Source organism: Cellulomonas telluris, assembly GCF_004886325.1.
GTDB lineage: Bacteria > Actinomycetota > Actinomycetes > Actinomycetales > Cellulomonadaceae > Cellulomonas > Cellulomonas telluris.
The window spans coordinates 438,522-459,117 of the sequence record NZ_QXFN01000005.1; the positions used below are offsets into that span (position 1 = coordinate 438,522).

Below are 20,596 nucleotides of genomic sequence, written 5' to 3' on the forward strand. Positions count from 1 at the left end.
GGCGCGGGGCTGCCGGTCCTACGACGCCCGGGCGACCGACTGGGCCTCGAGCGTGATGCCGTCCGACCACGGCGCCATCACCCAGCTGAGCAGCACGGGCCGCGTCACCGCCCGGAGCCGCACGACCACCGACCGCCCGTCCGGCGTCGACGCCTCCAGCACCGAGACGCCTCCCCACCGGGCCCCCGTCTCCGGGTGCGCGCGCACGTAGTCCTCCACCGCCGCGCGCACCCCGGCGTCGGTCAGCGGCACGCCGGCGGGGCCCCGGGAGGCCGCTCCGCCGAAGTACCGGTCGTCCGCCACCGCGTCCGCGGCGGCGAGCGCCGCGAGGTCGGCCGTCGCCAGCAGGCGCTTGCGGTCGAGGTGCACACCCGTCGCCGAGACGGTGACGGTCACGAGCAGCAGCACCAGGACCGCGAGCCCGAGCGCCAGGACGGTGACCTGCCCGTCGTCGCCGGACGCGTGGCCGCGCAGGGTGTCGAGCGCGCCGGTCCGCGCCCGCTGCTGCCCGCGCCCGTCGCGGCGCGCGGCGTTCCGTCCACTCGCCCCGTGGCGACCGGGCCAGGTCCTGCCGCTCACCGGCCGACCACCCGGTACGCGTCGACGTCCGCGGTGCGCTCGACACGCACGGGCACCTCGAGGGGCACGACGTCCCGGACGAACGCCGGGACGAACGGCAGCGGCACGCGGACCTCCACCGCTGCGGTGACCTGCTCCCCCGCCGCGAGGCAGGCGGACGCCGAGCAGGTCAGCGCGAGGGCGTCCGCCGGCGCGTCCGTGAACCCCTGGTCGCGCAGGGCGACCCCCACGGCGGTGACGGCACGGCCGGCGCCGGTGTCCGCGTCGGGCGCGGCCACGTAGACCCGGGCCGCCTCCCGCGCGGCGCCCTCGGCCGCGAAGGTCGCCGCCTGGATACGCCCCAGCACGAGGACCAGGTACACCACCGGCACGAGCAGGATCAGCGCGACCCCGAGGAACTCGACGAGCGCACTGCCCGAGTCGCCGCCGAGTCCGCCCCGCACCCGGGCGCGCAGACGCTGCCCGACCCCGCGCAGCGCGGTGCGCAACCGTGCCGACCGCCGCGTCACGGCCCCTCCACCGGCGCGTGCCCGGCGACCTCGAGGGTCCCGGCGGGCCCGAGCAGGCCGACCAGCGGCAGCGGGGCCCGCACGGTGACGCGCACGAGCGCCAGCCCGTCGACCTCGACGACCCCCGCGGTGACGTCCCGGGCGTACGGCTCGGAGAGCGAGGCGCGCAGCAGGGTCGCGGTCCGGGCCGCGCCGTCGCCCGCGTCGCGGCCCACGTGTGCGCCGTACCGCGCGCCCTCCGCGGCGGCGTCGACGCAGGTGTTCCGCACGTGCTGCACGAGCGCGAGCTGGAGCACGGACATGAACAGGACGACGACGAGCCCGCCGACCAGCACGAAGTCGACGACGGCGGAGCCGCGGTCGTCGACCCCGCTCAGCCCGCGTCCGGCGAGACCGACCGGACCGCGTTCTCGAACAGCTCCGTGAGCGCGTTGCCCGCGACCACCCAGAGCACCGACACGATGCCCGCCGTCATGAGCGTGATGAGCACCCAGCCCGGCACGTCGCCCCGATCGCCCTGCTCCGTCGCCACCCGCAGCCGCTGCTGCAGCCGCACCGCGCAGGCGCGCACCCATCCTGACATCGTCCACTCCCGTCCTCACGGGGCGCCCGGACGGGCACCCCTGCACCCCTGCGCGGGTCACAGCCCGACCCGCAGGACCACCACGCTGGGGAAGACGGCGAACAGGACGGTCACTGGGAGGATGAGGAACACCACCGGGACCATCATGAGCACCTCCTTGCGCCCACCGGTCTGCATGAGGGCGCGGCGGCCCTCCTCGCGCACGTCCTGCGCCTGGGCACGCAGCACGTCGGCGAGCGGCGACCCCCGGTCGACCGCGACCGCGACCCCCTCCGCGAACCGGGCCAGCGCCGGCATGCCGGTCCGGTCCGCGAGCGCGTGCAGGGCCGCCGTGAGCGGCGCACCCGCGCGCGCCTCCGCCAGCGTCCGTGCGAGCTCGTCCGTGAGCTCGCCGCGCGTCTGCCGGACCACCCGTTCGAGCGCACCCACCGCTCCCTCGCCCGCGCTCACCGCGAGCGCGAGCAGCTCGGTCACGGTCGGCATCTGCGCGAGCATGCGCTCCTCGCGGCGCCGCACCTGCCGTCCCAGGAACCAGTCGGGCACGAGCGCCCCCGTCAGCCCGGCCACCAGCACGAGCGCGAGCAGCGCCGGCAGGGCACCGCCACGCGCGGCTCCGAGCACCAGCGCGAGCGCGAGCCCGACGGCCAGCCCGACCGCCGCGCCCACGACCTGCTGCGAGCGGAACTGCTCGACGGTCTCGCGCCGCCCCGCCCGCTCGAGGCGCCCCCGCAGCTCGGCAGCCGGTGAGCCCATGCGCGCGAGCAGGCGGACGGCGTCCTCGAGGAAGGGGGCGACCAGGCGCTCGAGCACGCCCCAGGGGCCGCGGGCGACCGGTGCGCGCAGCAGCGCGGACGTCCCGCGCACCCGCAGGTAGGGCGCGAGCCGCTGGTCGAGGGTCGTCCGCCGGGAGCCCAGGTGCCAGACGACGAGAGCCGCACCCGCCCCGCCGAGCAGCCCCACGAGGGCACCGACCACCGCGGGGCTCATCGCAGCACCCGCGGGTCGTCCGGCAGGCGCGCGACCCGCAGCATGAGCCGGTAGGCCGCGACGGTCGCGAGCGCGCCGGCGAGCAGCACCAGTGCGCCCGTGGTCGAGTCGTACGCCTGCAGCGCCTCCGGCCGGGTCGCGAGCATCGCGAGCACCACCCACGGTGCGGCGACGGCGAGCCGCGCGGCGTACACCGTCCAGCTCTGGCGGGCCTCGATCTCGCCGCGTGTGCGCAGGTCGTCGCGCAGGAACGAGGAGAGCGTGCGCAGCAGCCGCCCGAGGTCCGTGCCGCCGACCTCCCGCGTGAGGCGCAGCGCCTCGACGACGCGGTCGGCGACCGGGTCGGCGAGGCGCTCCTTCAGCGCGTCGAGGCAGTCACCGAACCGGCCCGTCGCGCGGTAGTCCTCGCCGAACGCGCGGAACGGCGCCCGCAGCTCGGCCGGACCGCGCTCCCCCACCTGGGCGACCGCCTCCGGCAGCGAGAGCCCGGCGCGGACGCCCGAGGCGAGGTGGTCCACCACGTCGGGCCACAGGGCGCGCGTGCGCGCGAGACGACGACGCGCCCGGCCGCGCACGAGCGCCCACGGGGCGGTCGCGCCGAAGGCGCCGAAGCACGCCGCGACGGCTGGCACCGGGACCATCAGGAGCGCGACGCCCGCGACCACGAGCCCCGCGCACACGCCCGCCGCGACGAACCCGCCCGGCGTCACGCCGCTGACCTCCGCCTGGACCAGGGTGTCGCGGACCCGCCGCGACCAGCGCGCCCCGGGACCGTCCGTGCGCGCGGCCACGGGCCAGAACGACCACCAGAGCGAGGCCAGGCCGGCCCCCAGCAGGAGCCCCGCGACCACTCCCACCGGTCAGGCCCGCCGCAGGAGGGAGACGACGTCGACCCCCGCGCGGGCGAACCGGTCGACGTGCGGCGGGAACCCGTCCGCGCGCACCAGCACCCCGTCGCGGCTCGTGAACACGTCTGCGGTCTCGACGACCCCCGCCTCGACCCGACCCGGCACGGCCACGATCTCCCGCGTCCGGCGGCGTCCGCGGCGGTCGAGCTCGAGGTGGACGACGAGGTCGACCGCGGACGCGACGGTCGGGACGACGAAGCGGTCGGAGATGTTCTCCCCCGCGAGCAGCGGCAGGGTGCACAGCTTGGTGATCGCCTCGCGGGCCGAGCTCGCGTGGATGGTGCACATCGCCGGCACGCCGGCGTTGAGCGCGATGAGCAGGTCCAGCGCCTCGGCCTCGCGCACCTCGCCGACGAGGATCCGGTCGGGCCGCATGCGCAGCGCCTCCTTCACGAGGCGGCGCAGGTTGATCTCCCCGGTGCCCTCGAGGTTCGCCTGCCGGCACTGCATCGCCACCCAGTCCCGCAGCGCCGGCCGCAGCTCGAAGACCTCCTCGCAGCTGATCACCCGCTCGCGCGGCGGGACGGCCCCGGCCAGCGCGTTGAGCATCGTCGTCTTGCCCGCCTGCGTCGCCCCAGACACCAGCACGTTGAGTCCCGCGCGCACGGCCGCCTGCAGGAACGCGGCGGCGTGCGGCGTGAGGGACCCGAGCGCGACGACGTCGTCCAGGCTGGTCGCCCGCACCACGTACTTGCGGATGTTGACGCTCCAGTGCCGCCGGGTGACGTCGGGGATCACAGCGTGCAGCCGCTCACCCCCGGGCAGCGACGCGTCGACGAACGGCGAGGACAGGTCCAGGCGCCGGCCCGACACCTTGAGCATCTGCTCGACGAGGTCGCGCACCTGCGCCTGCGTGAGGATCGTCGTCGTCAGCTCCGGCTCGCCCCGCCGGGCGACGAAGACCTCCGTCGGGCTGTTGATCCAGATCTCCTCGACCTCGTCGTCGTCGAGGTAGCGCTGGAGCGGCCCGAGGCCGGCGACGGCGTCGACGACCGCCTTGTGCACCGCGGCGGCGTCCGCGAGCGGCGGCACCGCGCCGAGCAGCGAGCGCTCGTCGTAGTCCGCGATCGCCGCCTGGACCAGCGCGTGCACGCCCGCCCGGTCGCGCACCGGGTCGACGCCGCGACGGCGGATCAGCTCGCGCACCTCGCCCTCGAGGATCGCCACGCCGTCCATGCCACCTCCGGCCACGATGTCGGATTCGCCCGTTTCGACCCGTCACGGTAGGGCATGACCCACGGGCCCAGCCGGGGTTGTCCACATGGCAGCGGCGCACCCGCGCCCGTCGGGCCGGGACGGCGCCCCGGTCGCCCGGGACCCCAGTACCGTGAACCCGTGACCAGTCCCTACCCCACCGGCGACCAGCACGAGCTGCGGCTCGGCGACCAGGTCGCCGTCATCACGTCCGTCGGCGCGAGCATCCGCGAGTACCGGGTGGGCGACCGCGACGTCGTCCTGCCGTTCGCCGCCGAGTCCCTCGCCCCCGCGTTCTCCGGCGCAGTCCTGGCACCGTGGCCCAACCGCATCCGCGACGGCGTCTACGGCTACCGCGGGAAGACCTACCAGCTGCACCTGAGCGAGCCGCCGCGCGGCGTCGCGATCCACGGCCTCGTCGCGCACGCGCGCTTCGACGCGTTGGAGCAGTCGGCGGAGGCCGTCACGCTGCGCCACGACCTCGTGCCGACGCCCGGCTACCCCTGGCCCGTCCGCGTCGAGGTGACCTACCGCCTCACCGAGCGCGGCCTCGACGTCACCACGGTGGCGACCAACCTCGGCGAGGACGTCGCCCCGTACGGGCTCGGCTTCCACCCGTGGCTGTCGCCCGGGCCCGGCACCGTCGACGAGTGCACCCTGCAGGTCGACGCGCAGCGGCACGTGACGGTGGACAACCGCCTGCTGCCGACCGGCAGCGAGTCGGTCTCGGGCGTCTTCGACCTGCGTGAGCCGAAGCCGCTCGCGGGCGTCGTGCTCGACGACGCCTGGCTCGAGCCGATCCGCGACGCCGACGGCCTGTCCTGGATCCGCCTGACCGGCTCCGACGGCCGCACGGTCGCCATGTGGGCCGACGAGACCCTGCCCGCCTGGCAGGTCTGCACGGGCGACGGCCTGGAGGGCATCGAGCGCGGCGGGGTCGCCGCCGAGCCGATGACCTGCATCGCCGACGCGTTCCGCACGTGCGACCTGCTCGTCGAGCTCGAGCCCGGCACGGCGCACGAGGCCCGCTGGGGCGTCGGGCTCGTCTGAGACCCGTCACGACGGACCGAGGGCCGGCGGTGCACCTGCACCGCCGGCCCTCGTCACGTCCGTCCCCGTCGCGGGGCGCAGGCGTCAGCCGTAGAACTCGCCGTCCGCCTTCACGCCCTTGATGTACTCCCAGTGCCACGGCTCGTACGGGCCGGAGCCGCCGCGCTTGGCCCACGTGGGGTTCTCCCACCCGTACACGGGGGCGTTCTCGTTCATCCACGCGAACCGGGTGCTGTTGTTCTGCAGGCCGCACAGGTCGACCGCGAGGCCCCAGCCGTGGTTGCTCTTGCCGGGCGTCGCCGCGAGGCCGCCCTTCTGCGCCTTGACGGCCCGCTGCTCCGCGAGGGTGCGGTAGCCGTCCGTCAGGCAGATGTCGGTGCCGAACCGGGCGACGTACGCCGTGTTGAGCTCGGCGAGCGCGACGGCCGCGTCGGCGCGGATCTGCGTGACGCCGTCCCAGAGGGTGCACAGGTCGTCGGTCGAGAGCTGCCCGTTCGCGCCCGTCGGGCGCGCGGTGCCGTCGCAGCCCGGCAGGGCCGAGCGCTCGGCGGCGCGGGAGACGTCCATCTGCGACCGCAGGCGGGCGGAGCCGTCGGCGGAGACCAGCGAGGACGGCGGCAGGTCCGACAGCGGCAGGGCCGTCAGCGCGCTCACGGTCGTCGGGTAGTCCGGGTCGACGGTGGGGCCGAGGACGATCTCCCCGTCCGCCACGCCCTGCGACACCGGCACGACGACCGTGACGCCGACGAGCGCGGCGAGCACGCCGAGCCGTCCGACGACGGTCGTGGAGCGGCGGCGGGCGGGTGCCGGGTCGCCGTGGGCGGCGGCCGGGAGCGCCTCGACCGCGGCCGGCGCAGCCGGGACGTCGACGCGCCGCGAGCGGCTGCGGGAGGCGTTCTCCTCACGGAGGGAACGGCGGGTCCGGGTCGTCGGCTCCGCTGCGTGCGACCCCACGACACCTCCGTCCGACCCGCTGTTCACCCGCACCTGGCTGTGCGGTCACGGAACCATAACGGCCTCCTGGCACCGCGTCCAAGGCCCTGATCGGGGTGCATGCCGGTCCAGAACCGGACAGACCGGACGACACACCTGTCGACACGCCGGGCCGCGAGGACGAAGGTCACACCGACGGACGCGTCAGTGCAGCTGCCCCCGCTGCATCGCGTCCCGGACCTCGCCGACCAGCTCCTCGAGGATGTCCTCGAGGAACACGACGCCGACGGCGCGGCCGTCCGCGTCGACGCGGGCCAGGTGCGACCCCGACCGCTGCATCGCCGCGAGCGCGGTCTCCACCTCGTCGTCCGGCGCGACGACGGCGAGCGTGCGCACGCGCCAGGTCGGGACGGGCAGGGTCCGCGAGACGTCGTCGGCGTACAGCACGTCCTTGATGTGCAGGTACCCCGTGGGCGTCCCGGCGGCGTCCGCGACCGGGAAGCGGCTGAACCCCGTGCGGGCCACCAGGTGCTCGATCTCGTCGGGCGTGCTGCCCTCCGTCACCGTCACGAGCTCGTCCACGGGGACCATCACCTCGGCGGCCGTGCGGTCGGAGAACTCGATCGCCCCCGCGAGCAGGCCCTGCTCGTCGGCCAGCAGACCCTCCGCCTGCGAGCGCTCGACGATGTGCTGCACCTCCTCCGCCGTGAACGCCGACGCGACCTCGTCCTGCGGCTCCACGCGGAACGCGCGCAGCACGTGATTCGCGAGCCAGTTCAGCGCGGAGATGACGGGGCGCAGCACGCGCGCGACCCACACCAGCGCGGGGCCGAACAGCAGCACCGCGCGGTCCGGGCCGGCGACGGCCAGGTTCTTCGGCACCATCTCGCCGAGCACGACGTGCAGGTACACCACGACGAGCAGCGCGATGACGAACGCGATCGGGTGCGTGAGCGCGTCAGGGACGCCGAGCGCGTGCAGCGGGTCCTCGATGAGGTGCGCGATCGCGGGCTCGGCGACGAGGCCGAGGCTGGTCGAGCAGACGGTGATGCCCAGCTGCGCGGCGGCGAGCATGAGCGAGACGTGCTCCATCGCCCACAGCACGGTGACGGCCCGCTTGTCCCCCGCCTCGGCGAGCGGCTCGACCGCGGAGCGCCGCGCGGACATGAGCGCGAACTCGGCACCGACGAAGAACGCGTTGGCCGCGAGGAGCACGACCGCGAGCAGGAGCGCCAGGGTGCTGTCCATCAGGCCCCCGCCTCCTCGGTCGCGACGGCCTCGACGCGCACGCGCTCGACCCGGCGCCCGTCCATCCGCTCGACGTGCAGGCGCACCGAACCCTCCACGACCTCGTCGCCCTCCACCGGGATGCGGCCCAGCCGCGCCATCAGGAGCCCGCCGAGCGTCTCGTAGGGGCCCTCGTCGGGCACGCGCAGGCCCGTCGCCTCGTGCAGCTCGTCGGGGCGCAGGACGCCCGGCAGGACCCAGGCGCCGTCCGCGCGCCGCGCGAGCGTGCTGCGCGTGCGGTCGTGCTCGTCGGCGACCTCGCCCACGAGCTCCTCCACGACGTCCTCGAGCGTGACGACGCCCGAGGTGCCGCCGTACTCGTCGACGACGACGGCCATCTGCAGCCCCTGCGCGCGCAGCTCGACGAGCAGCGGCCCGAGGCCCACGGTCTCGGGCACCCGGGGCGCCTCGACCATGAGCGCCGGCGCGGGGACCTCGGCACGGCGCTCGTGCGGCACGGCCATCGCCTTGCGCAGGTGCACGAGCCCGACGACGTCGTCGGTCGAGTCGCCGATGACCGGGAAGCGCGAGTGGCCCGTCTGCCGGGCCAGCGCCATGACGCCCGCGGCGGTGTCGTCGCGGCGCACCACGACCATGCGGGTGCGGTCCGTCATGACGTCGACCGCGGTCAGGCGGGAGAAGTCGATCGAGTTGGTCAGCAGCGTGGCGGTGGACGCGTCGAGCGTGCCCTGCTCGGCCGAGCGGCGCACGAGCGAGGCGAGCTCGGCGGGCGAGCGCGCGCCCGACAGCTCCTCGCGCGGCTCGACGCCGACGCGGCGCAGCAGCGCGTTCGCGGTCCCGTTCGTCATCGCGATCACCGCGCGCAGCCCGGTGGTGAAGCCGACCTGCAGCGGCGCGACGAGTCGCGCGGTGCCCAGGGGGCTGGCGATCGCGAAGTTCTTCGGCACGAGCTCGCCGAACAGCATGGAGAAGCCGTTGACGAGCACGAGGGCGAGGGCGCCCGCCACGGCGCCCGCGACGGCGCGCGACAGCCCGGTGGACTCCAGCGGCACGCCGAGCAGCCGCACGACGGCGGGCTGCGTCGTGTAGCCGAGCAGCACGGTCGTCAGGGTGATGCCGACCTGCGCCCCGGAGAGCTGGGTCGACAGCCGGCGCAGCGCGCGGACCACGGCGCGGCCGCGCGCGTCGTCCTGCCCCTCCTGCTGCTCGACGAGGCCCGGGTCGAGCGTGACGAGCGAGAACTCGGCGGCGACGAAGACGGCGGTGCCGAGCGTGAGCAGGACGCCCAGCCCGACGAGCAGCCAGTCGGTCAGCACGGGCACCCCCGCAGGGGCGCGGGCCCGCGGCACGGGGCCGGGGCGGGGCACCGCGTCGCGGTGCCGGGGGCCGCGCAGGCGCGCGCGCGGCGGGGCGGGGGGTGGCCGGCGGTGTCGCGTCCCGCCCCCGGCCCGGCGGACCGGGTCGCCCGCGGCGCCCGGGGACGACCCGGTGCGGTGCGTGCGAGGAGGGGGGTGACGCGATGCCGGCAGCGACTTGAGCTGCTCATGGTGGCGACCATCCTACGGACGCCGTGCGCGTCGCGTCCCCCGGGAAGCCCCCGGGTGCGTGTGCCACCCTGACCCCATGGTGAACAGCGGGCAGCAGCCGAGCGCCACGACGGTCCTCGTCGTGGAGGACGAGCCGGCAATCGCGCAGGCCATCGTGCACCGCCTCTCGGCGGAGGGCTGGCGCGTCGAGTCGGTCGGGGACGGGTACGCGGGCGTGTCCGCCGCGACGCGTCTGCAGCCGGACGTCGTCGTCCTCGACGTGATGCTGCCCGGCATCGACGGCCTCGAGGTGTGCCGCCGGATCCAGGCGGAGCGTCCCGTGCCGGTGCTCATGCTCACCGCCCGCGACGACGAGACGGACATGCTCGTCGGCCTCGGGGTCGGCGCCGACGACTACATGACCAAGCCGTTCTCCATGCGCGAGCTGGTGGCCCGCACCAAGGTCCTGCTGCGCCGCACCGAGCGCGCCGCCCGCGCGGCCGAGCTCGCCGCCGCGCAGCTGCCCGACCCGCCGCTCGTCGCCGGGGACGTGACGATCGACCGTGCGCAGCGGCGCGTGCTGCGCGGCGACCGCGAGGTGCACCTGACGCCCACCGAGTTCGACCTGCTGCTCACCCTCGCGCAGACCCCCCGCACCGTGCTCACGCGCGAGAAGCTGCTGGCCGACGTGTGGGACTGGGTCGACGCGAGCGGCACGCGCACGGTCGACTCCCACGTCAAGGCGCTGCGGCGCAAGCTCGGTGCGGACCTGATCCGCACCGTGCACGGCGTCGGCTACGCCTTCGAGCCCGTCCCCGCGCCCGGCGAGGGCGTGCCCGGCGAGCCGCAGGACCCGTGAGCGGGCCCACCGGACCCGAGGCACGCCACGCGCGCGGGGGCGCGCGCGGGTGGCAGCTGCCCGACGTGCGCCCGCTGGACCGGCTGCGCAGCATCAAGATCAAGCTGGGCGTGCTCGTCGCGGCGACCGTGTCGATGGCGGCCCTCATCATCTGGGTGGGCTACCAGCAGACGCTCGGCCCCAGCCGGACGCTCCCCATCGCGATCGTCCTGTCGCTGGCCCTGACGCAGCTGCTGGCCCGCGGCATGACGTCGCCCCTGCGCGAGATGACCGCGGCCGCGCGCGCCATGGCCGCCGGCGACTACAGCCGCCGCGTGCGCTCCACGAGCCGCGACGAGGTCGGCCAGCTCGCGGACGCGTTCAACACGATGGCGGACGACCTGCAGCAGCTCGACACCTTCCGCCGCGAGCTCGTCGCGAACGTCTCCCACGAGCTCCGCACGCCCGTCACCGCGCTGCAGGCCCAGCTCGAGAACATGGTCGACGGCGTGAGCGAGCCCGACCCGGCGACCCTGCAGACCGCGCTCGCGCAGACCGAGCGGCTCTCGCGGCTGGTGTCGTCCCTCCTGGACCTGTCCCGCGTCGAGGCGGGCGCGGTGCCCCTGCGGGTCGAGGAGGTCGCCCTCGAGCGGCTGCTCACCCAGGCGGCCGACGAGGCGAGCCTCGTGGGCGCGCAGAAGCGGCTGACGTTCGTGGTGGACGTCGACCCGCCCGAGCTCACGGTGGCGGCCGACCCGGAGCGGCTGCACCAGGTCGTCGCGAACCTGCTCCACAACGCCGCACGCCACTCCCCCCTCGAGGACGAGATCCGCATCGAGGCGAGGCGGGTCGGGCGCGACGTGCGCATCGACGTCGTGGACCACGGCCCCGGCATCGCGCGCGAGCAGCGGGCGCACGTCTTCGAGCGGTTCGTGCGCGGCAACACGCCGGCGCGCACCGGTCAGGGCTCGACGGGCGGCACCGGCCTGGGCCTGTCGATCGTGCGCTGGGCCGTCGAGCTGCACGGCGGCCACGTCGAGGTCGCGGACACGCCCACCGGGTGCACGATGCGCGTGACGCTGCCCGGGGACGGCCGACCCGTGCCCCGCACGGGCGCCCGCCGCTAGCCTCGACGCATGACCCGCGCCGCCGTCGCCGCGACCGCCGACGCCCGCACGGTGCGTCTGCGGCACCTGACCAAGCAGTTCGGCCCGGTGCGGGCGGTCGACGACCTGACGATCGACGTGCTGCCCGGCCGCGTGACCGGCTTCCTCGGCCCGAACGGGGCGGGCAAGACGACGACGCTGCGGATGCTGCTCGGGCTCGTCCGTCCCACGTCCGGCACCGCCACGATCGGCGACGTGCCCTACGGGCGGCTGCGCCGCCCCGCGACCGTCGTCGGCGCCGCGCTGGAGGCGAGCAGCTTCCACCCGGGCCGGACCGGGCTGGACCACCTGCGCGTGTACGCACCGCAGGCCGGCGTGGGCGACGCGCGGGCGCGGGAGGTCCTGGACCTCGTCGGCCTCGGCCCCGCCGGCGGGCGCCGCGTCGGCGGCTACTCGCTGGGCATGCGGCAGCGGCTCGCGCTGGCCACGACGCTGCTGGGCGACCCTCCCGTGCTGCTGCTCGACGAGCCCTCGAACGGGCTCGACCCGGAGGGCATCGCGTGGCTGCGCGGCTTCCTGCGTGCGCTCGCCGCCGAGGGCCGCACCGTGCTCGTGTCGTCGCACGTGCTGTCCGAGGTGCAGCAGACGGTCGACGACGTCGTGGTGATCGCCCGCGGCCGGCTCGTGCACGCCTCCTCGCTCGACGACCTCGCGCGCCTGGCCCGGCCGCGGGTGCGGGCGTCGTCGCCGGACGGCGCCCGCCTGGCCGACCTCGTCGCGCGCTCCGGGTGGACGACCGCGGGACCTCCCGCCCGGGCGGCGGACGGAGCGCTCACGGTCGAGGTGCACGACGTGCCGCCCGCCGTGGTCGGCGCGGCCGCGTTCGCGGCGGGCGTCGAGCTGCACGAGCTCGCGGGCGTCGGCGCCGGGCTCGAGCAGCTCTTCCTCGACCTCGTCGACCGGCCGGCCGACGTCGCGGGCGGTGCCGCCTGATGGGCGCGGCGCTGCGGACGGAGTACCGCAAGGTCGTCACCACGCGGCTGTGGTGGGTGCTGCTGCTCGTCATGGTCCTGTACATGGCGTTCCTGTCGGCCGTGATGGCGTGGGCGGTCACGCAGGGCGCGGGGGCGCCGGCCGGCGGGCCGGGCGGACCGGGCGGGGCGGGGACCGGCGTCGACGCGGTGCGCAGCGTCTACACGATCGCGGTGACGTTCGGGTACGCGTTCCCGCTCGTCGTCGGCACGCTCGCGGTGACCACGGAGTACCGCCACCGGACGATCACGCCGACGCTGCTGCTCGAGCCGCGCCGGGACGTCGTGCTCGCCGCCAAGCTCGCCGCGGGCGGCGTCATGGGCGTCCTGTTCGGGGTGGTCGGGACCGTCGCGGCCGCCGGTGCCGGCGCGCTGGTGCTGGCGCTGCTCGGCGAGCCGACGGGTCTGGACGAGGCGAGCACCTGGGGCGTGCTCGCGCGGTCGGCGCTCGCCCTCGCCGTGTGGGCGGTGGTCGGCGTCGGCCTGGGCACCGTGCTGACGAACCAGGTCGCCGCGGTCGTCGTGATCCTGGCGTTCACGCAGTTCCTCGAGCCCGTGCTGCGTCTCGTGCTCGGGCTCACCAGCTGGGGGCAGGACGTCTCCCGGTACCTGCCGGGCGCCGCGGGCGAGGCGATCTCGGGGGGCAGCTTCTACTCCGACGCGGCCGGGGTGCCGCTCCTCCCGGCGTGGCAGGGCCTCCTCGTCCTCGTGGGCTACGCGCTCGTCCTGGCCGCGCTCGGCCGGGTCACGACGCTGCGCCGCGACGTCGGCTGAGAGGGCCCGCCGACGCCGTGCCTGGCACGCCTCCGACCGGGACTTTGGTCCCAAGGGACCCACGCTTTCCCGGCCGTTGACCGGCCCTCGGCGGTCGGGTGAAGAGGTCGCGGAGATCGCCGTCGACGCGCCGTGCGGGCTCGGTCGGCGGCCCGTCGAGCACGTAGTGTTGTCGTCAACAGAACTGGCGACGGCGCGGTCCCGGTACCGCGCACCGGAAGTGGGCGATCCCAGCGTGACCCAGAAGGCGCAGTCCGACCCCACCCGTGCCGACTTCGGCGCGAACGAGTGGCTCGTGGACGAGCTGTACGAGCAGTACAAGAAGGACCGGAACGCGGTGGACCCCGCGTGGTGGGACTTCTTCGAGGGCTACCAGCCGGGGACCCCGTCGCCGGCGGGCGACGGCCGACCGGCCCCGGCGGGCGACGGCGCCGCGGCAGCCCCCGCGACGGCCCCGACGACGCCGTCCGGCAACGGCACGGCGAGCCCGGCGGCTCCCGCCGCGCCGACGGCGACGCCGTCGGCGCCCGCCACCCCGAAGCAGGCGACGGGCCCCGCCCCGGAGCCGCAGGCGCGGCAGGTCGACCGCACTCCCGGCGCGGCGCCCCGCGACGTCGTCGCCACCCCCTCCCCCGTCGCCACGGCGCAGCCCGCGACCGCCCCCTACGCCGAGGTGGCCGCGACCCGGCGCACCGACGACGAGGTCGAGCCGGTCGACGACGTGCAGAAGCTGCGCGGCCCCGCGGCGCGCGTCGTGACGAACATGGAGCAGTCCCTCGAGGTGCCCACGGCCACCTCGGTGCGGGCGGTGCCGGCCAAGCTGATGGTCGACAACCGCATCGTCATCAACAACCACCTGTCCCGCGGCCGCGGCGGCAAGGTGTCGTTCACGCACCTCATCGGGTTCGCGCTCGTCGAGGCGCTCGGCGAGATGCCCGCGATGAACGCGGCGTACACCCTCGTGGACGGCAAGCCGGGCGTCCTGCAGCCCGCGCACGTCAACCTCGGCCTCGCGATCGACCTCGCCAAGCCGGACGGCTCGCGCCAGCTGCTCGTGCCCTCGATCAAGAAGGCGGAGACGCTCGACTTCGCGCAGTTCTGGACGGCCTACGAGGACGTCGTGCGGCGCGCGCGCAACGGCAAGCTCACGGTCGAGGACTTCGCCGGCACGACGATCTCCCTGACGAACCCGGGCACGATCGGCACGGTGCACTCGGTGCCGCGCCTGATGCAGGGGCAGGGCACGATCGTCGGCGTCGGCGCCATGGACTACCCGGCGGAGTTCGCCGGGACGTCCGCCGAGCAGCTCAACCGCATGGGCGTGTCGAAGGTGCTGACGATCACCTCGACGTACGACCACCGCATCATCCAGGGCGCCCAGTCCGGCGACTTCCTGCGGATCCTCGGCCGCAAGCTGCTCGGCGAGGACGGGTTCTACGACCGCGTCTTCGCGGCGCTGCGCGTGCCGTACGAGCCCGTCCGCTGGGTGCGCGACGCGGACCACGACCCGGACGCGGAGGCCCTGAAGCCGGCGCGCATCGCGGAGCTCATCCACGCGTACCGCTCGCGCGGCCACCTCATGGCGGACACCGACCCGCTCGCCTACCGCCAGCGCAAGCACCCGGACCTCGACGTGCAGAACCACGGCCTGACGCTGTGGGACCTGGACCGCACGTTCCCGACCGGTGGGTTCACGGGGAAGACGCGCGCCACGCTGCGCGACGTCCTCGGCCTGCTGCGGGACTCGTACTGCCGCACCATCGGTGTCGAGTACATGCACCTGCAGGACCCGCGGCAGCGCCGCTGGCTGCAGGAGCGCCTGGAGTCCGGCTACGCCCGCACCCCGCGCGAGGACCAGCTGCGCGTGCTGCGCCGCCTCAACGCCGCCGAGGCGTTCGAGACGTTCCTGCAGACCAAGTACGTCGGCCAGAAGCGCTTCTCGCTCGAGGGCGGCGAGTCGCTCATCCCGCTGCTCGACGCGATCCTGTCGAAGGCGGCGAACGGCGGCCTCGACGAGGTCGGCATCGGCATGGCGCACCGCGGGCGGCTCAACGTGCTCGCGAACATCGCGGGCAAGTCCTACGGCCAGATCTTCAGCGAGTTCGAGGGCAACCAGGACCCGAAGTCGGTCCAGGGCTCGGGCGACGTGAAGTACCACCTGGGCACCGAGGGCACGTTCACCGCGGAGTCGGGCGCCACGACCTCGGTGTACCTGGCGGCGAACCCCTCGCACCTCGAGGCGGTCGACCCGGTGCTCGAGGGCATCGTGCGGGCCAAGCAGGACCGCATCGACCTCGGTGGCGACGGCTTCTCCGTCCTGCCGATCCTCATCCACGGCGACGCGGCGTTCGCGGGGCAGGGCGTCGTGTTCGAGACGCTGAACCTCGCGCAGCTGCGCGGCTACCGCACCGGCGGCACGATCCACGTGATCGTGAACAACCAGGTCGGGTTCACCACCGGCCCGTCGTCGTCGCGCTCGTCCCAGTACGCCACCGACGTGGTCAAGGGCCTGCAGGTGCCGGTCTTCCACGTCAACGGGGACGACCCGGAGGCGTGCGTGCGCGTGGCCGAGCTCGCGTTCGAGTACCGCGAGCAGTTCGCGCGCGACGTCGTCATCGACATGGTCTGCTACCGCCGCCGGGGCCACAACGAGGGCGACGACCCGTCGATGACGCAGCCGCTCATGTACAACCTCATCGAGGCCAAGCGGTCGGTGCGCAAGCTCTACACCGAGACGCTCGTCGCCCGCGGCGACATCACGCTCGAGGAGGCGGAGCAGGCGCTGCGCGACTACCAGTCGCAGCTCGAGCGCGTGTTCACCGAGACGCGCGAGGACGGCTGGACGGCGCCCCAGGGCGACGTCGAGACGGTCGCGGGCCTCGAGCGGCCGGAGTCGCAGCAGGAGGATGCCGGCGTCATGGTCGGCTGGCAGACGGCGGTGCCGTCGTCGGTCCTCGAGCGCATCGGGCAGGCGCACGTGCGGGCGCCCGAGGGCTTCACGGTCCACCCGAAGCTCGCGCAGATGCTCGCCAAGCGCGAGCAGATGAGCCGCGAGGGCGGGATCGACTGGGGCTTCGGCGAGATCCTCGCGTTCGGCTCGCTGCTGGTCGAGGGCACGCCCGTGCGGCTCGCCGGGCAGGACTCGCGCCGCGGCACGTTCGTGCAGCGGCACGCGGTGCTGCACGACCGCGAGACGGGCGCGGAGTGGACGCCGCTGCTGTACCTGTCGGGCGACCAGGCGAAGTTCTGGGTGTACGACTCGTCGCTGTCGGAGTACGCGGCGCTCGGCTTCGAGTACGGCTACTCCGTCGAGCGTCCGGACGCGCTCGTGCTGTGGGAGGCGCAGTTCGGAGACTTCGTCAACGGCGCGCAGACCGTCATCGACGAGTTCATCTCGTCGGCGGAGCAGAAGTGGGGCCAGCGCTCGTCGGTCGTCCTGCTGCTCCCCCACGGCTACGAGGGGCAGGGGCCGGACCACTCGTCGGCGCGCATCGAGCGCTTCCTGCAGATGGCGGCCGAGGAGAACATGACGATCGCGCAGCCGTCGACGCCCGCGTCGCACTTCCACCTGCTGCGTCGCCAGGCGTACAAGCGCCCGCGCCGGCCCCTCGTGGTGTTCACGCCGAAGTCGATGCTGCGCCTGAAGGCCGCGACGTCGAAGGTCGAGGACTTCACCTCGGGGACGTTCCGCACCGTGATCGGCGACGAGCTGGCCGCGGCGAAGGCCGACCAGGTGACCCGCGTCCTGCTGTGCTCGGGCAAGGTCTACTGGGACCTGCTCGCGCACCGCGCGACGTCGGGCGACCAGCAGACCGCGATCGTGCGGTTCGAGCAGCTGTACCCGCTGGAGCCGGACGCGATCCGCGAGGCGCTGGCGCCGTTCGACGGTGCCGAGCTCGTGTGGGTGCAGGACGAGCCGCAGAACCAGGGGCCGTGGACGTACATGTCCTCGCACCTGCCGCAGGTCGTCGAGCGTCCGCTGCGCGTGGTGTCGCGCCCCGAGTCGGCGTCGCCGGCCGCGGGCTCGGCGAAGAAGCACCAGGCGGAGCAGAAGGAGCTGGTCGACGCGGCCTTCCGCCGCTGACGCGACGCACCCCGACGCCCCGGCCCCGCTCCTCGCGGGCGCCGGGGCGTCGTCGTCTCAGGCGCCGACCGCCGCGGCCGCGTCCGCCGGCTCGTCGACGCACGCGAAGCGCCGCCGGTACGCCTGCGGGCTCGTGCCGAGCGTGCGGGCGAAGTGGTGGCGCAGCTGCGCGGACGAGCCGAGGCCGCACAGGCGCGCCACCTCGTCGACGGGGACGTCGGTGCGCTCGAGCAGCTCCTGCGCGCGCACGACGCGCTGCCGTGCGACCCAGGCGGCGGGCGTGGTGCCCGTCTCCGCACGGAACCGCCGGGCGAACGTGCGGGGCGACATCAGGGCACGCGCGGCCAGCGCCGGCACGGACAGGTCCTCGTCGAGGTGCTCGGACATCCACGTGAGCAGCGGCGCGAGCGTGTCGGCCTCGGGCAGCGGGGTGTCGACGTACTGCGCCTGGCCGCCGTCGCGCTGGGGCGGGACGACCATCCGGCGGGCGATCGCGGTCGCCGCGGCGCCGCCCAGCTCGCGGCGCACGAGGTGCAGGCAGGCGTCGATGCCGGCGGCCGTGCCCGCTCCGGTGATGACCCGTCCGTCCTCGACGAACAGGACCGCCGGGTCGACCGTCGCGGTCGGGAAGCGCGCGGCGAGCTCGGCGGCGTGCATCCAGTGCGTCGTGCAGCGCCGGCCGTCGAGCAGGCCGGCCTCCCCGAGCGCGAACGCGCCGCTGCAGATGCTGAGCAGCCACGCACCACGCTCGTGGGCGTCTCGCAGCGCCTGCAGCACGTCCTCCCCCAGCGGCGCGGGCTCGGCCCCGTACGCGGGCACGACGACGAGGTCGACGTCGCGCGTCGCCTCGAGCCCGTGCTCGACGACGAGCGAGAAGCCGCCCTTGGTGCGCACCGGCACGCCGGGGGTCGGCCCGCACACGCGGAAGTCGAACGAGGGGCCACCGGTGTCCGAGCGGTCGATCCCGAACACCTCGCAGGCCGTGCCCAGCTCGAAGGGGGCGGCGTTGGGCAGCGCGAGGACGGCGACGGAGTGCAGCACACGTCGAGCCTCGCACAGCCTTGGCAGGATGTCGACGCTCATCGTCCTTCCGGCCACTCGTGGCGCCATCGCTGCGGTCGCAGGCTATCTGCCATGGACATCGTCTGGCTCGTGATCTCGCTCCTCGCCCTCGCCGCGTGGCTCACGTGGCTCTGGCGGCTCGTCGCCCGCGACGGCCTCGGCGACCGCCGCCCGCCGGCCTCGCACGACGCGTGGCAGGACCGCGACGGCCTGCCCTCCGTGCCCGTCGGCTCCCGGCACTGACGCGCGCCAACACGCCTGCCGGGCAGGAGCGGGCACAGGGCGCGCCCTGCTGCGACACTGTCCCGTGCACCGGCGACCGCCGGCGCACGGGACAGTGGCAGGAGGACGGGACGTGGGTGAGGTGCCGCTCCGGCTCGCGGTCATCGGCGACGAGCTGGTCGCGGGCGCGGGGGACCCCCGAGGGCTCGGGTGGGTCGGCCGCGTGGCCGCGCGCACATCCACGGCGGAGCCGCTGACGGTCCTCACGCTCGCCGTCCCGGGCGAGAACAGCACGGAGCTCGGCGTGCGCTGGGACCCCGAGGTGTCGCGCCGGCTCTCCCCCGCCGCCGACAACCGGCTCGTCGTCGGCATCGGGCGTGCCGACGTCACGGCCGGCCTCTCGCTCGCCCGCAGCCGCCTCAACCTCGCCAACGTCCTCGACGTCGCCGAGCAGCGGCGCATCCCCGCGTTCGTCGTGGGCCCGCCCCCGGGCGCCCCCGAGGACGGGGACAAGATCGCCGAGCTGTCGGCGGCGCTCGGCGACGTCGCCGCCCGCCGCCGCGTGCCGTACGTGGACATGTACACGCCGCTCGCGGCGCACGACCAGTGGCTCGCCGACATGGCGACGTCCCCCGGGCACCTGCCCGGGCAGGCCGGCTACGGCCTCATGGCGTGGCTCGTCCTGCACACCCGCTGGCACGACTGGCTGGGCCTGCCGCACGACGCCTGACGGCCCCGGGCGCTCCCCGGGGCACGGTCACCCGACCAGGCCGGCCGCACGCAGCTCGAGGGTGAGGTCGTGCGGGTTCGACGCCACCGCGAGAGCGTCCTCGTAGGTCACGACGGCGTCGCGGACGAGCGAGAACAGGTGCTGGTCGAAGGTCTGCATCTTGTAGAAGTCGCCCTCCTTGATCAGCTCCAGGATCGCCGGGTTGTCCTGCGGCTCGACGATCGCCTCCGCCGTGCGGCCCGTGTTGACCATGACCTCGACGGCGACGACGCGGCCGGTGCCGTCGGCGCGGCGCAGGAGGCGCTGCGACACGATCCCCCGCAGCGCCTGGGCCAGCGCGATGCGCACCTGCTTCTGCTCGTGCGGCGGGAAGAAGTCGACGATGCGGTTGACCGTCTCGGCCGCGTCGATGGTGTGCAGCGTCGACAGCACGAGGTGACCGGTCTCGGCGGCGGACAACGCGGCGCGGACGGTCTCCACGTCGCGCATCTCGCCGACGAGGATCACGTCCGGGTCCTGGCGCATCGCGGCGCGCAGCGCCACGGTGAAGTTGTCGGTGTCCTGCCGGACCTCGCGCTGCGAGACGATCGCGCGCTTGTCGGCGTGCAGGATCTCGATGGGGTCCTCGATCGTGACGATGTTGACCTCGCGCAGCGTGTTCACGAGGTCGACCATCGACGCGAGGGTCGTCGTCTTGCCCGAGCCCGTGGGCCCGGTCACCAGCACCAGCCCCCGGGGCTCGAGCGCCAGCTCGCCGACCACCTCGGGCAGGCCCAGCTCCCCCAGCGACTGCGCCCCCACAGACACGCGGCGGAACACCAGCCCGTACGTGCCCCGCGCCTGGTAGGCGTTGACGCGGAAGCGCCCGACGCCCGGCAGCGAGTACGCGAAGTCCGCCTCCTTGGTGGCGCGGAAGCTCTCGACGAGCTCGTCGGGCAGGACGTCGTCGAGCATGCGCTCGGTGTCAGCGGGCCGCAGGTCGGGTGCCTGGAGCTTGCGCAGGCGGCCGTCGACGCGCACACGCGGCGCCGAGCCGACCTTGCAGTGCAGGTCCGAGCCGTTCGTGCTGACCAGCGCGTGCAGGAACGGGATCACCGACTGGGTCTCTGCCACGCAGGTGTCATCGGGCCGACCACGTCGGCACTTGAGCCCGGCACCCGCACGGGTGGCGCGCACGCGTGCCGCCGCCGGTGTGGGACGATGGGGCGACCCCTGGTGCGCGCACGTGTGCG

20 protein-coding genes are annotated in these 20,596 nt (G+C 75.0%); 8 read left to right on the plus strand and 12 right to left on the minus strand.

Annotation, left to right across the window (positions count from 1 at the left end; translation table 11 throughout):
• Positions 1–18 precede the first annotated feature (18 nt).
• From FB586_RS17630 to FB586_RS17655, 7 genes are read right to left on the minus strand one after another with little or no spacing between them, the layout of a single operon-like run.
• Positions 19–579: a pilus assembly protein TadG-related protein gene (locus tag FB586_RS17630; RefSeq protein ID WP_246036902.1), complete on the minus strand. Its 561-nt coding sequence runs from the start codon at positions 577–579 to the stop codon at positions 19–21.
• Positions 576–1,088: a pilus assembly protein gene (locus FB586_RS17635; RefSeq protein ID WP_306419173.1), complete on the minus strand. Its 513-nt coding sequence runs from the start codon at positions 1,086–1,088 to the stop codon at positions 576–578. The genes FB586_RS17630 and FB586_RS17635 overlap by 4 nt, the downstream gene beginning before the upstream one ends.
• Positions 1,085–1,423 (minus strand): TadE/TadG family type IV pilus assembly protein, encoded by a 339-nt coding sequence (locus tag FB586_RS20110; protein ID WP_246036904.1) that lies wholly within the window; start codon positions 1,421–1,423, stop codon positions 1,085–1,087. The genes FB586_RS17635 and FB586_RS20110 overlap by 4 nt, the downstream gene beginning before the upstream one ends.
• 38 nt (positions 1,424–1,461) lie before the next feature.
• Positions 1,462–1,671: a hypothetical protein gene (locus FB586_RS20115; RefSeq protein WP_246036911.1), complete on the minus strand. Its 210-nt coding sequence runs from the start codon at positions 1,669–1,671 to the stop codon at positions 1,462–1,464.
• Positions 1,672–1,728: 57 nt separating this feature from the next.
• Entirely contained in the window at positions 1,729–2,658 is a 930-nt protein-coding gene (locus tag FB586_RS17645) for a type II secretion system F family protein (RefSeq protein WP_136520632.1), read from the minus strand.
• Positions 2,655–3,515: a type II secretion system F family protein gene (locus tag FB586_RS17650; RefSeq protein WP_136520633.1), complete on the minus strand. Its 861-nt coding sequence runs from the start codon at positions 3,513–3,515 to the stop codon at positions 2,655–2,657. Before FB586_RS17650 ends, FB586_RS17645 begins: the two co-directional genes overlap by 4 nt.
• A 3-nt stretch (positions 3,516–3,518) precedes the next feature.
• Positions 3,519–4,742 (minus strand): TadA family conjugal transfer-associated ATPase, encoded by a 1,224-nt coding sequence (locus FB586_RS17655; RefSeq protein ID WP_136520634.1) that lies wholly within the window; start codon positions 4,740–4,742, stop codon positions 3,519–3,521.
• 159 nt (positions 4,743–4,901) lie between these two features.
• Here FB586_RS17655 and FB586_RS17660 point away from each other — a divergent pair, with 159 nt between their 5' ends.
• Positions 4,902–5,810: an aldose 1-epimerase family protein gene (locus FB586_RS17660; protein WP_246036913.1), complete on the plus strand. Its 909-nt coding sequence runs from the start codon at positions 4,902–4,904 to the stop codon at positions 5,808–5,810.
• Positions 5,811–5,894: 84 nt separating this feature from the next.
• Here FB586_RS17660 and FB586_RS17665 read toward each other — a convergent pair whose 3' ends face one another.
• From FB586_RS17665 to FB586_RS17675, 3 genes are all read right to left on the minus strand, one after another.
• A complete protein-coding gene (locus FB586_RS17665; protein ID WP_136520636.1) occupies positions 5,895–6,764 on the minus strand; it encodes a M15 family metallopeptidase in 870 nt (289 codons plus the stop codon).
• Between the two features lie 183 nt (positions 6,765–6,947).
• Positions 6,948–7,991: a hemolysin family protein gene (locus FB586_RS17670; protein ID WP_136520637.1), complete on the minus strand. Its 1,044-nt coding sequence runs from the start codon at positions 7,989–7,991 to the stop codon at positions 6,948–6,950.
• Positions 7,991–9,307, minus strand: a complete 1,317-nt coding sequence (locus FB586_RS17675; protein WP_187697893.1) for a hemolysin family protein — start codon at positions 9,305–9,307, stop codon at positions 7,991–7,993. The genes FB586_RS17670 and FB586_RS17675 overlap by 1 nt, the downstream gene beginning before the upstream one ends.
• 307 nt (positions 9,308–9,614) lie before the next feature.
• On the opposite strand from FB586_RS17675, the gene FB586_RS17680 reads away from it, so the two are divergent.
• From FB586_RS17680 to FB586_RS17700, 5 genes are all read left to right on the plus strand, one after another.
• Entirely contained in the window at positions 9,615–10,376 is a 762-nt protein-coding gene (locus FB586_RS17680) for a response regulator transcription factor (RefSeq protein WP_136520639.1), read from the plus strand.
• Positions 10,373–11,482 carry a HAMP domain-containing sensor histidine kinase gene (locus tag FB586_RS17685; RefSeq protein ID WP_136520640.1) on the plus strand — a complete coding sequence of 370 codons (1,110 nt, stop codon included), beginning with the start codon at positions 10,373–10,375 and terminating at the stop codon, positions 11,480–11,482. Before FB586_RS17680 ends, FB586_RS17685 begins: the two co-directional genes overlap by 4 nt.
• A gap of 9 nt (positions 11,483–11,491) precedes the next feature.
• The gene (locus tag FB586_RS17690; protein ID WP_136520641.1) at positions 11,492–12,454 is read left to right on the plus strand and encodes an ATP-binding cassette domain-containing protein; all 963 of its coding nucleotides are present in this window, start codon (positions 11,492–11,494) and stop codon (positions 12,452–12,454) included.
• The gene (locus FB586_RS17695; RefSeq protein WP_136520642.1) at positions 12,454–13,266 is read left to right on the plus strand and encodes an ABC transporter permease subunit; all 813 of its coding nucleotides are present in this window, start codon (positions 12,454–12,456) and stop codon (positions 13,264–13,266) included. The genes FB586_RS17690 and FB586_RS17695 overlap by 1 nt, the downstream gene beginning before the upstream one ends.
• Positions 13,267–13,501: 235 nt before the next feature.
• On the plus strand, positions 13,502–17,350 hold the full coding sequence (locus FB586_RS17700; protein WP_136520643.1) for a multifunctional oxoglutarate decarboxylase/oxoglutarate dehydrogenase thiamine pyrophosphate-binding subunit/dihydrolipoyllysine-residue succinyltransferase subunit: 3,849 nt from the start codon (positions 13,502–13,504) through the stop codon (positions 17,348–17,350).
• Positions 17,351–17,407: 57 nt separating this feature from the next.
• On the opposite strand, the gene FB586_RS17705 is transcribed toward FB586_RS17700, so the two are convergent.
• Positions 17,408–18,391, minus strand: a complete 984-nt coding sequence (locus FB586_RS17705; RefSeq protein WP_136520644.1) for a GlxA family transcriptional regulator — start codon at positions 18,389–18,391, stop codon at positions 17,408–17,410.
• A gap of 93 nt (positions 18,392–18,484) precedes the next feature.
• Here FB586_RS17705 and FB586_RS19515 point away from each other — a divergent pair, with 93 nt between their 5' ends.
• The gene (locus tag FB586_RS19515) at positions 18,485–18,655 is read left to right on the plus strand and encodes a hypothetical protein (protein WP_168800597.1); all 171 of its coding nucleotides are present in this window, start codon (positions 18,485–18,487) and stop codon (positions 18,653–18,655) included.
• Between the two features lie 112 nt (positions 18,656–18,767).
• The gene (locus FB586_RS17710; protein WP_136520645.1) at positions 18,768–19,364 is read left to right on the plus strand and encodes a GDSL-type esterase/lipase family protein; all 597 of its coding nucleotides are present in this window, start codon (positions 18,768–18,770) and stop codon (positions 19,362–19,364) included.
• Between the two features lie 27 nt (positions 19,365–19,391).
• Here FB586_RS17710 and FB586_RS17715 read toward each other — a convergent pair whose 3' ends face one another.
• Positions 19,392–20,477 carry a type IV pilus twitching motility protein PilT gene (locus tag FB586_RS17715; protein WP_136520646.1) on the minus strand — a complete coding sequence of 362 codons (1,086 nt, stop codon included), beginning with the start codon at positions 20,475–20,477 and terminating at the stop codon, positions 19,392–19,394.
• Positions 20,478–20,596 lie beyond the last annotated feature (119 nt).

Excerpts from the sequence above, each read along its gene's own strand:
- FB586_RS17645 (WP_136520632.1), bottom strand. The coding sequence starts at position 2,658 with ATGAGCCCCGCGGTGGTCGGTGCCCTCGTGGGGCTGCTCGGCGGGGCG.
- FB586_RS17655 (WP_136520634.1), bottom strand. The coding sequence starts at position 4,742 with ATGGACGGCGTGGCGATCCTCGAGGGCGAGGTGCGCGAGCTGATCCGC.
- FB586_RS17680 (WP_136520639.1), top strand. The coding sequence starts at position 9,615 with ATGGTGAACAGCGGGCAGCAGCCGAGCGCCACGACGGTCCTCGTCGTG.
- FB586_RS17690 (WP_136520641.1), top strand. The coding sequence starts at position 11,492 with ATGACCCGCGCCGCCGTCGCCGCGACCGCCGACGCCCGCACGGTGCGT.
- FB586_RS19515 (WP_168800597.1), top strand. The coding sequence starts at position 18,485 with ATGGACATCGTCTGGCTCGTGATCTCGCTCCTCGCCCTCGCCGCGTGG.
- FB586_RS20115 (WP_246036911.1), bottom strand. The coding sequence starts at position 1,671 with ATGTCAGGATGGGTGCGCGCCTGCGCGGTGCGGCTGCAGCAGCGGCTG.
- FB586_RS17695 (WP_136520642.1), top strand. The coding sequence starts at position 12,454 with ATGGGCGCGGCGCTGCGGACGGAGTACCGCAAGGTCGTCACCACGCGG.
- FB586_RS17670 (WP_136520637.1), bottom strand. The coding sequence starts at position 7,991 with ATGGACAGCACCCTGGCGCTCCTGCTCGCGGTCGTGCTCCTCGCGGCC.